Origin of the sequence: Leptospirillum ferrooxidans C2-3 (assembly GCF_000284315.1) — a bacterium.
Taxonomy (GTDB): domain Bacteria; phylum Nitrospirota; class Leptospirillia; order Leptospirillales; family Leptospirillaceae; genus Leptospirillum; species Leptospirillum ferrooxidans.
In genome coordinates this window covers 294,054-307,718 of the sequence record NC_017094.1, presented here as the reverse complement: position 1 = coordinate 307,718, position 13,665 = coordinate 294,054, and the positions used below count along the sequence as shown (strand labels likewise).

The window sequence follows — 13,665 nt, the reverse complement described above, 5'->3', positions numbered from 1 at the left end:
GGATGATCAATAAAAATTTTCCCATTCTCATTGATCAATTTAATATCAAGCCATTTTAGACTTTCGTTTTTTCTTTTCAAAAGGGCGGTTGTGTGTTTTTTCGGATCAGGGACCGGAAAAACGCCCAATCTAAAAGGACCCTTTCAAAAAACCATTGAGAATACCGGATCATTCAGTGTATTCTCTCGCTACGAAAGTAGTGGTGGGAAATGTTCCCTCTCTCGGGTCATATTTCCCTTGAAAAAACGAGGATTGATACGGATGAGCAAAGAAATCTCCATACCGATTGAGAATCTGCGCATAGGACACTATGTCGTCGGCATGGACAAAAACTGGCTCGAGACACCGTTCATGACCCATCGTTTTTTTATTCACAGAAAAGATGAAATAGACGCCCTCAGAGCATCCGGGGTCAAATTTCTGACCGTTGACCTGTCCCGCTCAAGGCTTCTGCATCCCGAAAAAAAGGAACAGCACCCCGCCCAGAAAGAACAGGCCGACCAGCAAAAATCGTCAGACGAATCCAATGCTCCCGACTGGAACAGTTCCGAACGGCTTGAAGAGGTCACGATCCCGGAGTTTGAGGCAGCCTCCCTTTTGGCCGACACCCACGTCCGGCTCGTTCACCAATATAAAAAACTCTTCCAGTCCCTGAAAAACGGAAAAGACACTCCCAGCGCATCCGATGTCACCTTCTACAAAAACGCGTTGAATGAAGTCGCCCGACTCGGAAGATCCTATCCGGACGCGCTTCTTTTTATGGCGCACCTCCAGTCCACCGATGACGAAACCTATATCCATTCGGTCAACACCATGTTTTTGGCGATTTACATGGCCATTACCAAAAATGTTCCGCAAGAGGAGGTTGGCATCTGGGGGATGTGCGGGCTTTTTCACGACATGGGAAAATGCTCCATCCCCGCCATGATCCTTCATAAAAAGGAGCCATTGACCCTCGGGGAATGGGACATCATCAAATCCCATCCGAGCGTGGGAGAAGAAATTCTGAAGACGTGGAACGGATTGCCTCCCATCGTTGCCAAGGTGGCTGGAGAGCATCATGTCCGGAAAAACGGAAAAGGCTATCCTGACCAGAGGTTATTCATTACCACAGATACCATTACAAGGGCGGTCATGATCCTGGACACCTTTGACGCACTCACTGCCGACCGATCCTATCGGGCAGGAATGCCGCCACCAAAAGCACTGAAACTCATCGCCCAGATGGCGCAGGATTCCCTTGATACCCAGCTTGTGGCACAGGTCATCAAAGCCATGGGGATCTATCCCATTGGGTCCGTTCTGGAACTGGGCAGCGGTGAGGTGGGAGTTGTCATCAGACACCATATCGACCAGGACAACAGAAATCAGCAGAATTTTTCCCTGCTGATGATGAAGGACGAAAACGGCGCGCATCTCAGGAAGCCTGTCGCCAGAAAAATCACATGGTCTCCCGGAGCGCCCCCTCCTGTGGCACGAACCCACAATCATTCCGCATGGGGCATCGACTGGACTCAGCTAAGGGAACATCTCCATCTCTGGACAGACGCCCGAGAACTGCCGGATCCCCTTTCAGACCCCGGTTGATCCAAAACCACCGGATCCCCTTTCGGTCTTCTCCGAAAAAGACTCCACAACGGAAAAAACAGGCCGAACCACCGGCACAAAAATCATCTGCGCCAGCCGATCACCCGGCATGATTGTGACCGGAACACTCCCTTCTCCATTTCTGTTCCAGACACTCACCATAACCGGCCCCTGATAATCTGCATCGATCAAGCCGACAAGATTTCCGAGAACAAGTCCTGACCGGTGTCCAAGCCCCGATCTCGGAAGAACCATTGCAGCAAGGTGGGGGTTTCTCAGGAAGAGAGAAAAACCCGCGGAAACAAGCATCGCCGATGACCCGGCAGCGAGTGTGACCGGTTCGGAAATACAGGCAAAAAGATCGATGGCAGCGGCCATCTCGCTTTGGTAACGAGGAATTCCCCATTCCAGAAGCCGCTTGTCGAGAATACAGATTTCCACTTCCGGAGAAGGATGAAAGGAACTCAAGATGCAGCTCCTCCCTGACAAGGTGCTGATGGAACGCCAACAGACAATACTTCGAGTTTTCCATAGGTATTCTTCAAACGGAAACGAATGGTCCCCGGACCATTTTTGGAAAAAAAGACCCAACCATCAACAAGACTTTTGGACTTGATCACGGTAGGAAGGCCGGAAAGATCAAGATGCCGTTCCTTGCCTCTCAACGATTGCCTCAACTGGGTCCCAAGAAGAGCCTCCTGATAGGAGGCTCCACCTGACCGGAACCGATAGCCCAGAATTTGCTCGTCAGACCTTCTTACACTTTTCAGGTCAAGATGCACCGCCAAAAGATTCCCGCCCGAGGACAATGGCAGACACTCCACACCCGCGACAACGGCGGTCACCCCCTTCACCTCGCGATCATCCGGATGGCAGCCGGAGAACCCCGTCAAAGAGGCACTTATGAAAACTCCGCATAAAACCTGTAAAAAACGATTGCAGCTCATTCTCTGGTAATCTCCGTGCCGACACCTTCCGGCGTAAAAATTTCAAGCAACAGTGCATGCGGAACACGACCGTCAATCACATGAACCTTCCCGACTCCCGCCTCAATCGCCTTGAGACATCCCTGCATCTTCGGAACCATTCCTCCATGAATGGTCTTGTCGATCATCAGTTTTTTGACCTGTTCGGGGGAAAGGGAGGTCAAAAGATTCTTCCCGCTATCCAGAACCCCCGGTGTATCGGTCATCATGATCAGTTTTTCAGCCTTCAATGCTCCCGCCAGCTCTGAAGCCACCTCATCCGCGTTGATATTCAAAGGTTGTCCGTCCCTGTCGACCCCGACAGGGGCCACAATGGTGGTATAACGGTGGCGGTCCAGAAGATCCAGAATTTCGGTGTTCACAGAAATCACCCGACCGACCGCTCCGAGCTCCCCTTCAGAAATACGCTCTCCGATCAAAAGCCCCGCATCCCTTCCGGCAATCCCCACTGCCCGTCCTCCCCGTTTTTGCACCAGAGTGACAAGATCCCTGTTCACTTTACCGGAAAGAACCATTTCCACAACTTCCATCGTCTCGTCATCGGTGATCCGTCTTCCATCGGAAAAGACCGAAGAGATGCCAAGCTTCGACAACCAACCCGAAATCTCCGGACCTCCCCCATGGACAACCACAGGACGAATGCCGATGTGGCTCAAAAGAACAAGATCATCCGCAAATGAGCTGTCACTCACCCCTCCGGCTCTGGTGCTGCCACCGTATTTGATCACGAACGTCTTCCCGGAAAACGTCCGGATATAGGGCAACGCCTCTATCAGAACACGAGCCTTCTCCTGATTGACCTCCAAAGAACCTCCTCGGGCTGAAATCATTTCTTGTTCGGAGCCATCCCGGCACTCACCTCGCTCCATCATCATCCGGGGCTTTGGGCACTATAACGCTCTCCTGTTTTTTGGACCTGTCATAACGATCTTTCAGCTCCCGGATCCCCACATGGGTATATTTCTGTGTCGATGAAAGGGATGAGTGGCCCAGAAGACTCTGTATATGGCGAAGATCCATGCTGTTGTTCAACAGGTGTGTCGCACAGGTATGCCTGATCCCATGAGGGGTCACGTTGGCCGCAATTCCCGCTTTCCTGGCTGAAGCACGGACGATTCTGCTGATTTGATAAACAGACAGCCTTTTTCCTCCGAAGCATTCCGGGAACAGGCAGTCCAACGGAGCCACAGCTCCGGATTCCGGCAGGAACGTGAGCAAACGGACTCTCGCCACACCGACAAGAGGCACACGTCGCTCCTTGTTTCCCTTCCCCCTGACCAGAAGGACATCCCCCTGAAGATCGCCGAGATTCAAACCGCACAACTCTGACAGACGAAGTCCGTCAAGATAAAAAATCTCAAGGATTGCCCGATTTCTTCTCCCCTCCCATGTCGAGGGATCCGGAGCATCCAGAAGTTCATTGATCTCATCAATCGTGAGAAACTTTGGCTGGCTTCGGGGAATTTTGGGGCCCTTCAGTCCCCTGAACGGATTTTTTGCAACAACTCCATTCTCTGAAAGGTATTCATAAAATCCCCTTAAAGAGGACAGGATACGAGAAATCGACCGGGGGTGATAACCACCGAGAACCAGATGCATCAAAAAAGCCTGGGCATCACTTTCGGAAAGAACGGGACCTGCTGTTTTTTTCCCGCCACTTCCGGAAGCTTCCGCAAAAAGGAGTAAATCATTCCGGCAGGATGCGATGGTTTTGGATGAGCGCCCCTTCATTGCCAGCATCCGCAAGAAATGGTCCATATGCAGATAGACTGGATGATCCGGCGGATGACTTCCCGAAAGGATGGCTCCGTGAATCAAATGTTCGGATTTGCGAGTTCCTGACCCCTTACCTCCCACAAGCCTCTCCATGGAGTGCGTCGGAAGCTGTTTTTTTCCTCCAGACAGAAAACGCCTCCTGAGCATTTCTGACGATGGTTTGACGCCTGGATTCCTGTGCGTTCTTACCTTGTCCTCTCTTGCCGGGCTCAGGGAAAAGACCAAAATGGAGATTGATCGGACAAAAGACCCCACCGGACGGGTTGGACAAACCGGTCAACAATGATCCGAGGGCGGTTTCCCCGGGAGGCAATATCGTTTCAGCAGGAAGACGCTCCCCGCCCCAGGAAGCATGTACCGCCATCGCTGTCATATGCCCCATTGCGACAGATTCCGTATATCCCTCAACGCCAAGAAGCTGGCCGGTAATATAGACCCCGGGAAGTCCCCTGATCGAAAGGTCTGCCATAAGGAGCGAGGGGGCATCGACAAACGTATTTCGGTGAAGGGATCCAAAGCGAAGAAAACTGGCGTTTGATAGCCCGGGAATCATCCGAAAGATCCGGGCCTGTTCCCCCTGCTTGAGTCGGGTCTGAAAACCCACCAGGTTATAGGCGGATCCGGAAAGAGTCTCTCTCCTGAGCTGGACAACCGCATAAGGTCTTTCTCCCGTCCGGGGATCCGGAAGACCCACCGGCCTTAAGGGGCCATGAGCCAGCGTTTCCATTCCGGACTCGACGAGGGATTCGATCGGTTGACAGGCAGAAAACGCCCTCAAGGATGCAGGGTCGTCCTCGACCCCCTCATGGGGAGGAACTTTTTCCCCAAGCAGGATCTCCTGACAAAACGCATGATAGAGCTCCTGCGACATCGGCGCATTCAGGTAGTCTCCCTGACCGGGCACACCGTGGCGATCTCCAGGGTAGAGAGATTCCAGATCAAGACTTTCCGCATCGACAATAGGAGCGATCGCATCATAAAAGGAGAGCTTCATTCCCGGAAGGTATCGGACGAGATCGTCCATCAGGGCAGGATGAGTCAGTGGACCGGTCGCAATCACCAGCGGCCTCACCGATGGCAGTTTCAGGACAGGCTCCCGTATCACCTGGATATCGGGATCCGAGGAAAGCCGACCATCAAGAAGCGTTGCAAAACGATCCCTGTCCACAACAAGGGCACCACCACCCGGTATTCTGGAGGAGACAGCCGCTTCAATCACAGGAGAGTTGAGCGCCAGAAGCTCTTCTTTTAAAAGTCCATGTGGTGTAAGGGGATCAAGGCTTTTTAGGGAATTTGAACAGACAAGCTCACCAGCGAGAGCCGTTTTATGGGCACCCGACATCAAAACAGGTCTCATCTCAAAAAGTCTGACCCTGTGTCCAAGCGAGGACAGGGAAAGGGCGGCCTCGGTGCCAGCAAGCCCTGCACCGATGACCGTCACAACAGGCAGATCAGTCCGGAGTCGACTCATAACCACAACCTTCCCTGGGACAGACCAAGACCCCATTCGAAGACTTTCCCGACTCGACAAGAAATGGATGGTCGCAAACCGGACAGGGCTTCAGAACCGGTCGTCCAGCAAATGTGGCTGTACACGTCGGGTACTCGCTACATCCGTAAAAGATGCCCCTCTTACCCCGTCTGGGTACGATTTCTCCCTTGCATCCCGGCTCGGCGCAGGGAATCCCCGTTGGCATGGGTCGCGCCGTCTTGCACTTTGGATACCCGGTGCACGCCAAAAAGGGGCCGAAACGTCCTTTCCTGACCACCATGGGTTTCCCGCAAACCTCACATGGAAGCGTGTTTTCGGGAACAGGGGGAAGTGGAACTTTATGCTCGTCCTTGGGAGGCCATGGCCGGGTTGTCTTGCAGGTCGGGTATCCGGTGCAAGCGAGGAAGGTCCCGAAACGCCCCTTTTTGATCACCATCGGCTTTCCGCAAACCTCGCAAAGCTCGTCGACGAGTGTCTTTGGAAGATCCGGATGGATACCGTTCTCATCTTCGATATAATTCATGCTGGTCTTGCATTCTGGATAGCCGGAACAGGCGAGATAGCCGCCATTTTTACCCCATTTACGAACCATTTTCTTGCCGCATGCCGGGCAGTCGATATCGGTTGGAAGAGAAGCCTGCTTGAGGTTTTCCATTCCCCCGGACCGAGCTTTTGACAGGCTTTCATGAAAGGGCTGATAAAACTCTCCCACAATGGTCTGATAGTCCCGGCGTCCCTCTTCCACGGAATCAAGCTCCTCTTCCATTTTGGCCGTAAACCCGGGACTCACAAGATCCGGAAAGGAGGCCACAAGAAGCTTGTTCACCCTCTCACCGAGATCGGTCGGAAAAAAGCGCGATTCCTTTTTTTCGACATATTCCCGTTCAAGGATGGTCGACATGATCGTCGCGAAGGTACTGGGGCGTCCTATCCCCTTCTCCTCGAGTTCCTTGATGAGTGTTCCTTCGGAATATCGGGGCGGCGGCTCGGTAAAATGCTGTTCAGGAAGAATTTTTTTCAGATCGATCCCCTGACCTTCCGAAAGGGGTGGAAGCACACCTTCTTCCGCTGATTCCGTCTGATCTCCCTCAACGGTGACCGTTTCTCCACGAAGCCTCAGGAAACCAGGATCAAGAAGGACCCTTCCCGATGCCTTGAGAACATCTTTTTTGTTTCCCTCGATCAGGGCAACAGTCTGAAGATAGCGGGCAGGGCTCATCTGGCTTTCCATGAATCGCTGCCATATCAGGTCGTAGACCTTGAAAAGATCCCCGTCAAGAACACCCTTCAGGGACTCGGGCGTCCGGGACGGATCACTCGGGCGGATAGCTTCATGCGCATCCTGGATTCCCTTTCGATTTTTAAACACATTAGGCGTCTTCGGAAGGGCGTCCGGATGGTGGGATGAAATCCATTTTCTGGCAGCGTCCTGGGCTTCGGGAGCAATCCGGATCGAATCCGTCCTCATATAGGTAATCAGACCAACAGGTCCTGTTCCGGGAAGATCGATCCCCTCGTAAAGCTTCTGTGCAGCCATCATTGTCCGTCTGGCGGCAAAACGAAACCTGTTGGCCCCTTCCTGCTGGAGTCGGCTTGTGGTGAGCGGGGGGGAAGGATTCCGCTTTTTCTCCGTCGACTCGACAGAAGCGATGCGGAAGCTCTCCTCCTGGAGTCGAAGAACCGTTTCATGGGCCGCTTCCCCATTCGAAAGCTGTGGCTTTTCCCCTGCTACCCGCTCAAGACGGGCACGGAAGGTCTCACTTTTGGAAGAGGCGGAAGCATCAATGACCTGGCACAGACACTCAATTGTCCAATATTCTTCCTGGCGAAATGCCCTGATCGCCTCTTCCCGGTCACAGATCAGCCTGACCGCGACGGACTGAACCCTCCCCGCCGAAAGACCGCGACGGACACGATCCCAGAGAAGGGGCGAAAGGGTATACCCCACAATACGGTCAAGCGCACGCCGGGCCATCTGGGCTTCCACCTTGTGCCCATCGATATCCCCTGGCAAGGACAATGCATGACGTATTCCCGATTCGGTCAGCTCATGGATCAGAACCCTGCGGATGGGGCGATTGAGCCCCGACAGCTCTGACGCAATATGGTAGGCAATCGCCTCCCCTTCACGATCAGGATCGGATGCAAGGTAAATCTCCGATGCATTTTTTGCCTGACTGAGAATATCGGACAGGATCGCCTTCTTGTCCTTGTTGACGATGAACTCGAGCTCGAAACCCTTGTCGAGATCAACACCAAGCCTGGAAGGCGGAAGGTCTTTCAGATGACCGACGGAGGCCCTCACGGAATAGGATGGACCAAGGATCTTCGTGAGCGTTCTCGCTTTCGTCGGAGACTCGACGACAATGAGTGTTCCGCCCGAAGAAGTCGTCTTTCCCTCCACCAGCTTTTTTCTGACCGTTTTCCTGGCCGCTGGAGATGAAGACTCCTTCACCGCCCTTGTGGACTTCTTCTTGACAGTATCTTCCTTACTTTTTGTGGCCATTTTTCCCCTTAGACAGTACCTTCAAACATTGGCCAACCCACTCTGGAACCCATCCGACAGTCCCATCCATCAGGTATTAGAAAAGATCCGCTTCCCCGACCGGAAGTCTTCCACCCAGGCCGAGGATAATATCCTCCGCATCATAAACTCTTCGGGCTCCCTGCTCCATCAAGTGCAGTGGACCATCAAAAGCACCTCCGGATTGTTCATCAAAAAATACGAACAAATCCCGGTTTTCCTCAACAGCAACCCTCACAGTGATGGACGTTCCCGAAAATCGTCTATGCACACCGCAGACAGCTCCGGCCGAAAGGCCTGCGATAATCCTGTTCCTGAAAGGAAAGTGCCAAGCTGAAGGAGGATCTCCTGGAGGATATTCACTCACCAGAGCCCCTCCCCCGTCAAGAATGTCCTGGGCCAAGCGTCTGTTGGCAGGAGGATATACCCGATCCAGACCGCACCCGACAACCGCAACCGTCAGCCCGCCCGCATCGAGGGCCCCCCTGTGGGCTGCGCCATCCATTCCTGCCGCGAGTCCCGAAACGATCGACAGCCCAAAGCGCGCTATATCTCCCGACAACCGTGAGAAACTTTCCAGGGCAACAGATGGTGCATCACGAGATCCGATCATTGCAATGGACGGGTGAAAGAGGGAAGAAATCTCTCCCTGAACAAAAAAGGCCTTGGGGGGATCAGAAAGCTTTTCCAGAAGGGGCGGGTAACCCGTTCCGACAGTGATCATCTTTAACCCCAGTTGTTCGCACTTGTCAAGAACAACCAGCGCCTTTTCCCGCCAAAAATTCGTTTTGGAGCGAAACTCCTCCTCGAAAAACAAACCTTCCCGAAATGTTCTGGAAAGGAGGTGGGGGGTTTTCTGCTTGCCCAGGTGGTCCAGGCGAAAAAGACTCTGCGCCAGATAAAAAATCTCTTGCTCGCTTCTAGAAGTCCCTTGAGCTTTGATCTTTCGGGCATTAAGATGGGGAGGTTCTGTATGAGACAAGTTTTCAACCACCATGGGAACGTTTTGAGAGGATCAAGAATGCTCTTTGGGAGGTCCGAATGAATAATGACCTGTTCCGGATGTTTACCGTGGCAACGGTTATTCTTTCCCTTGTGACCCTTGCCGGCATCATTCTCTGGTCAAGGGACAGAAAACACGCCCTGATGCGCCAAAAAGCCGAACTTCCTCCTCTGCACCTGAGGAAAAAACAGCTCGACGAAGAAATTCTGGCCCTTGAAAAACACATAGAACTTCTCAAAGCCAAACGGAAAAAAATGGATGAGGAAACATCCTAACAAAAAACAGGTTTCACTTCTCCCTGACAAAAAGGAGTCCCCCGAAAACATCTTCCCAGGATTTTCTAATCCGACGATCGTGCACCCCCAGTTTAATCCCCCCTGTCGAGATAGATTTCCTCCCGATCTGCCCGATACCCGAAAAGCTCCGAGTATCGTCCCCAGTTCACCAGCAATAAAAAGCTCATATGGGGATCTTCTCCGGGAAAAGCTTCCGCAATCCTTTGGCGGACCTCATCAGCAGGAAGTCCTTCCTTCTCCCCTTCCAGCCATTTGGCGACCAGCTGAAAGAGAGGCAACGTCAGAATCCTTTCCCTGAAGAGCTTCTTTCTCCCATTGATATCGGCACCAATCAAATCCCGACCGATCTTGGTCAGAATGATTGCTGATCCGGGTGTCAGAACGAACCCCAGTGACTCCGCCGCCCGAACGAGCTGCAGCTCTTCCCCGAGCTCAAGATGAAGATCCACGCCAAGCTGATAGAGGTCCTCTTCCCCTCCATTCTGATCAAGGACCTTTAAAAGTCCTACGATTCGACTCATACCCGGATGCGAATCGGGATCCCCTTCCATAAAACCTCCTTCAAAATGGTAAAAACCGTCTCCCCAATGGAGGCGGATGCGTCTCTTTTCGAGACATCAAAAAACTTGTCCATCCATACGAAAACAAAAATCTTTCAGGAAATCAGGGAAAAGATCCGGTCCGACAGCCGGTCAAAGTCGGGATGGCGCCGATCCCTTGGCCGCCGGAGGTCGACCGAGATCTCCTCCACAACATGCGTTGGCCTTCGCGAAAGAACAACGACCCTGTCGGACATCAATATCGCCTCTTCAATGATATGAGTCACCATGATGATTGTCCGGACAGACATCTCAGGGTCCTGCCAAAGCATCAGTACCTCATCCCTGAGAGTGAGGCTCGTCAATGCATCCAGATTGGAAAAGGGCTCGTCCATCAAAAGGATCGCTGGCTCCATACACAGGGCCCGGGCGATCCCGACCCTCTGTTTCATTCCTCCGGAAAGTTCCCTTGGATAAGCTTCCTCGTACCCTTCAAGCCCCACCTTGTCAATGTAGAAAGCAACGCTTCGGGAGATTTCGGACTTGGGCAGCCCCTGGGCAACAAGACCGATTCCAACGTTTTCCCGAACCGTCATCCATGGGAACAGCGCGAATCCCTGAAAAACCATCCCCATGTCTCCATTGACACCTAGGGATGGGCTGCCCCTGTAGAGAACCTCACCCCGCGTGGGGGAGATCAGTCCCTGCAAAATCCTGAGTAGGGTACTTTTCCCGCAACCGGAAGGGCCCACAATCGAAACAAACTCCCCCTCGTCAATCGATAGGGAGAGATCCCGAATGGCGAGATTGTTGCGGCCCTCTTCCAGAAATTCCTGGGAAATCATCGACAGTTCAAGAAACGGTTCAGCCATGATAACCATATTTATTGGTCACCCGTTCATACAGCGGTGTCCAGAACAGGCGATTGAGCATGACAACGACTCCAGTCATCAATAAAAGTGACGCGACCACCAAAATTTCATTTCCCGAATGGTATGTTGCCCGGTCCAAAAAAGCCCCGATTCCCCTGACTCCATAATCCTTATTGTCATACACCACATATTCGGCGACGATCAATGCATTCCACCCACCCCCGAACGCCGTGATGGAACCGGTCAGCAATGACGGATACAGGAAGGGCAGGAAAACCTTCCTGATAAAAATCATCCCGGACAGTCCAAGTGTCTGGGAGACTTCCCGCATCTCGGCAGGAAATGATCCGACCCCGGCAAGAAGGTTGAATAGAAGATACCACTGCATCCCGGACAGTAACAGGATGATCGATGCCAGATTCATGCTGTTGGTTGTCCTGACGACCAGTACGATGATAAAGGGAAAAAGAGCGGTTGCCGGAACAGATGCCATGATCTGGGCCACCGGCATGACTGTCCTGTGAAGTCTGGGAAAGCGAAAAACCATGTAGGCAAGCGGAACCGTCCACAAGAGGGAGAGAAAATACCCTGCCAAGAGTCTAAAAATGGAAAAAAGAAGATCCAGAGGAAGCTCTGAAAGACCACTCCATGGAATCCCCCTGGAGAGCTCCCGAAAAAGGGAACGGACAGCCAATGCCCCCAGAAAACCAACAAAAATGACGGAAAGGGCCGGCAGGGCCCTGGAAAAGATCCGCATTCCCCCCGGAGATTTTCCTTCCATCTTTCTTCCATAGGACTCAAGCTGGAAGAACCGGCGGTCCATAGCATCGGAAAAAAACGAGCGCATTTTTCCCAAAAACTTTCTTGGTTGCTCGAGAATCGTCGCATCCATCAGGAAATCCCGAAAAGGGGATTCGACCCTGTCAAAGGATGATGAGTTCTGCTCGATCCTGAATCGCTCCGCCCATACCATAACGGGCCGAAACAGAAAAAAGTCGAACAGGACCACCGATACGATCAATGTCAGTATTCCGAGTATCGCAAGCCCCATACTCCCGGAAGCGGTTGCCGACACCAGGAAGCTTCCCAACCCCTGAAGCTGATAGTGGACAGAACCAAGGGAGATCATTTCGCAGGCGATCAGAAAATACCATCCCTGTGCCCAGGACAGGATGGAATTATAAACCATCTTTGGAATCGTTACCGGAATCAAATACCTTGAAAGCCTGATCCACCATGGAGCCTGGATCTGCCTCATCAGCTCGGAAAACTCATGAGGAGCGGTCCTGATGGATTCAAAAACGGCAAACGCCATGTTCCATGCCATACTCGTCGCAATCAGGACCATACTCGCAAGCTCCACACCATGGAGCGGATTGGAAAAAAGATGAGCCAGGACAAAAACCACCGCCGGAAAAAACCCGAGGATGGGAATGGACTGAAGGATGTCCAGAACAGGAAGGAGATATCGTTCACCCCAGGGAGTCAACGCCGTCAGAAGACCGTAGCAATAGGCAAAGACTAGGGAAATCAGATAGCCGCCAAGAAGTCTCAGGACTGAAAGGGCAAGATCTTTCGGTAAAGCCGAGATCTCGGCCTTTTCAATCTGTCCACCCTGAAGGAGGATATGGTGCCTGAACAAGATCCAGCTCAGCAAAGTCAGAACAATCAGAGCACCTGCCATAACAGCATTGGATCGAATCCTAGGTGACAAAGCATGCTCTCCCGAACAGGAAACAAGGATGACGGCTTTCATTTTCAGGAAGTACAAATTGATTTAGAGTTTCAATCATGGAAGAATCAAAAATCAATCCCATAAAAATCCTGAATACTGGAGGATTCATGACTACAGCAGGCATCCAACAAGTTCCCTCCGGCCTAAGCTCCTTCCAGGAAGGAATACTGATCGGCGTGGCGATTTTTCTGGTCATGACAGGTATCCTTGTTTACCGGATCATTCTTTTTCTTTCGACACTTGAGACAGCCGCAAAAGAGCTTTCCAGATCATCTCTCCCAGTCCTTCACCATCTTTCAGGGATCCTTCGTGACACAGAGAGGGTAACCCAGTGGATCGAGTCCATTAAAGAAAGTCTCGACAGACCAGCAGCTGAACATCTTTTTTCCCTTTTCAGCCGGGTCTCGTCGATCGGAAACATGATTCAAAAGGCAACAACGATTGGACACGCTCTCAAGAATGCCGTCATGGCTTACAAAAACCCCAACGGACAACCATCTCCACCAAAACATGAAAGCAAAGGAGAAAACAGTTGAGCGACAAAACCGATTCCCAGAGTTCATCCTCCCATGCCCTTTTGTTTTTTGTCGCAGGGACACTTGCCGGGGCAGCGGCAGTGGTCCTCTTCCTTCCGGAAGCCCGCAAAAAAGCCCGATCCCTTGCACAGGAAACAGTCGAAGGACTGCGAGAAGGAGAAATCCGGACAGAAATGGTCCAGACCGAACATCAGACCAAAAAAGCGTTGAAAGCCGGTTGGGAAGCATTCATCAATACATTGACCGAAAATCCGCCGGGACCGTCTTCTCCCCCAACGGAAGAGTAAAGAAACAAGGGGGCATTACTGCCCCCTTAACA

14 protein-coding genes are annotated in these 13,665 nt (G+C 52.2%); 4 read left to right on the top strand and 10 right to left on the bottom strand.

Annotation, left to right across the window (positions count from 1 at the left end):
- The first annotated feature begins 261 nt into the window (after nt 1-261).
- A complete protein-coding gene (locus LFE_RS01615; protein ID WP_014448535.1) occupies nt 262-1,587 on the top strand; it encodes an HD-GYP domain-containing protein in 1,326 nt (441 codons plus the stop codon).
- On the opposite strand, the gene dut is transcribed toward LFE_RS01615, so the two are convergent.
- The 7 genes from dut to dprA all read right to left on the bottom strand — a co-directional run bounded on the left by dut (nt 1,573) and on the right by dprA (nt 9,347).
- Nucleotides 1,573-2,055 carry a dUTP diphosphatase gene (gene dut / locus LFE_RS01610; RefSeq protein ID WP_014448534.1) on the bottom strand — a complete coding sequence of 161 codons (483 nt, stop codon included), beginning with the start codon at nt 2,053-2,055 and terminating at the stop codon, nt 1,573-1,575. The two genes, LFE_RS01615 and dut, sit on opposite strands and share 15 nt — an antisense overlap.
- On the bottom strand, nt 2,052-2,534 hold the full coding sequence (locus tag LFE_RS01605; protein WP_014448533.1) for a hypothetical protein: 483 nt from the start codon (nt 2,532-2,534) through the stop codon (nt 2,052-2,054). Before LFE_RS01605 ends, dut begins: the two co-directional genes overlap by 4 nt.
- A complete protein-coding gene (gene argB, locus LFE_RS01600) occupies nt 2,531-3,403 on the bottom strand; it encodes an acetylglutamate kinase (protein ID WP_050989542.1) in 873 nt (290 codons plus the stop codon). Before argB ends, LFE_RS01605 begins: the two co-directional genes overlap by 4 nt.
- A gap of 25 nt (nt 3,404-3,428) precedes the next feature.
- Nucleotides 3,429-4,430: a tyrosine-type recombinase/integrase gene (locus LFE_RS01595; RefSeq protein ID WP_014448531.1), complete on the bottom strand. Its 1,002-nt coding sequence runs from the start codon at nt 4,428-4,430 to the stop codon at nt 3,429-3,431.
- Complete coding sequence (gene trmFO / locus LFE_RS01590) at nt 4,420-5,820, bottom strand: methylenetetrahydrofolate--tRNA-(uracil(54)-C(5))-methyltransferase (FADH(2)-oxidizing) TrmFO (protein WP_014448530.1); 1,401 nt, start codon at nt 5,818-5,820, stop codon at nt 4,420-4,422. Before trmFO ends, LFE_RS01595 begins: the two co-directional genes overlap by 11 nt.
- Nucleotides 5,801-8,347 carry a type I DNA topoisomerase gene (topA, locus tag LFE_RS01585; protein WP_014448529.1) on the bottom strand — a complete coding sequence of 849 codons (2,547 nt, stop codon included), beginning with the start codon at nt 8,345-8,347 and terminating at the stop codon, nt 5,801-5,803. Before topA ends, trmFO begins: the two co-directional genes overlap by 20 nt.
- A 76-nt stretch (nt 8,348-8,423) precedes the next feature.
- Entirely contained in the window at nt 8,424-9,347 is a 924-nt protein-coding gene (gene dprA / locus LFE_RS01580) for a DNA-processing protein DprA (protein WP_014448528.1), read from the bottom strand.
- Nucleotides 9,348-9,406: 59 nt separating this feature from the next.
- Between dprA and LFE_RS01575 the strand changes: the two genes are divergently transcribed.
- Nucleotides 9,407-9,643, top strand: a complete 237-nt coding sequence (locus LFE_RS01575; RefSeq protein ID WP_014448527.1) for a hypothetical protein — start codon at nt 9,407-9,409, stop codon at nt 9,641-9,643.
- 92 nt (nt 9,644-9,735) lie between these two features.
- On the opposite strand, the gene LFE_RS01570 is transcribed toward LFE_RS01575, so the two are convergent.
- From LFE_RS01570 to LFE_RS01560, 3 genes are all read right to left on the bottom strand, one after another.
- A complete protein-coding gene (locus LFE_RS01570) occupies nt 9,736-10,215 on the bottom strand; it encodes an AAA-associated domain-containing protein (protein ID WP_014448526.1) in 480 nt (159 codons plus the stop codon).
- Between the two features lie 104 nt (nt 10,216-10,319).
- On the bottom strand, nt 10,320-11,075 hold the full coding sequence (locus LFE_RS01565; protein WP_232502546.1) for an ABC transporter ATP-binding protein: 756 nt from the start codon (nt 11,073-11,075) through the stop codon (nt 10,320-10,322).
- Nucleotides 11,068-12,789: an ABC transporter permease subunit gene (locus tag LFE_RS01560; protein WP_014448524.1), complete on the bottom strand. Its 1,722-nt coding sequence runs from the start codon at nt 12,787-12,789 to the stop codon at nt 11,068-11,070. Before LFE_RS01560 ends, LFE_RS01565 begins: the two co-directional genes overlap by 8 nt.
- Before the next feature lie 128 nt (nt 12,790-12,917).
- On the opposite strand from LFE_RS01560, the gene LFE_RS01555 reads away from it, so the two are divergent.
- Nucleotides 12,918-13,346, top strand: a complete 429-nt coding sequence (locus LFE_RS01555; RefSeq protein ID WP_014448523.1) for a hypothetical protein — start codon at nt 12,918-12,920, stop codon at nt 13,344-13,346.
- Nucleotides 13,343-13,633, top strand: a complete 291-nt coding sequence (locus tag LFE_RS01550) for a YtxH domain-containing protein (RefSeq protein ID WP_014448522.1) — start codon at nt 13,343-13,345, stop codon at nt 13,631-13,633. Before LFE_RS01555 ends, LFE_RS01550 begins: the two co-directional genes overlap by 4 nt.
- Nucleotides 13,634-13,665 lie beyond the last annotated feature (32 nt).

Bases quoted from the DNA above. Each gene is read 5' to 3' on its own strand.
- argB (WP_050989542.1), bottom strand. From the start codon at position 3,403: ATGATTTCAGCCCGAGGAGGTTCTTTGGAGGTCAATCAGGAGAAGGCT.
- topA (WP_014448529.1), bottom strand. From the start codon at position 8,347: ATGGCCACAAAAAGTAAGGAAGATACTGTCAAGAAGAAGTCCACAAGG.
- LFE_RS01555 (WP_014448523.1), top strand. From the start codon at position 12,918: ATGACTACAGCAGGCATCCAACAAGTTCCCTCCGGCCTAAGCTCCTTC.
- LFE_RS01570 (WP_014448526.1), bottom strand. From the start codon at position 10,215: ATGGAAGGGGATCCCGATTCGCATCCGGGTATGAGTCGAATCGTAGGA.
- LFE_RS01605 (WP_014448533.1), bottom strand. From the start codon at position 2,534: ATGAGCTGCAATCGTTTTTTACAGGTTTTATGCGGAGTTTTCATAAGT.
- LFE_RS01615 (WP_014448535.1), top strand. From the start codon at position 262: ATGAGCAAAGAAATCTCCATACCGATTGAGAATCTGCGCATAGGACAC.
- trmFO (WP_014448530.1), bottom strand. From the start codon at position 5,820: ATGAGTCGACTCCGGACTGATCTGCCTGTTGTGACGGTCATCGGTGCA.
- LFE_RS01575 (WP_014448527.1), top strand. From the start codon at position 9,407: ATGAATAATGACCTGTTCCGGATGTTTACCGTGGCAACGGTTATTCTT.
- LFE_RS01565 (WP_232502546.1), bottom strand. From the start codon at position 11,075: ATGGCTGAACCGTTTCTTGAACTGTCGATGATTTCCCAGGAATTTCTG.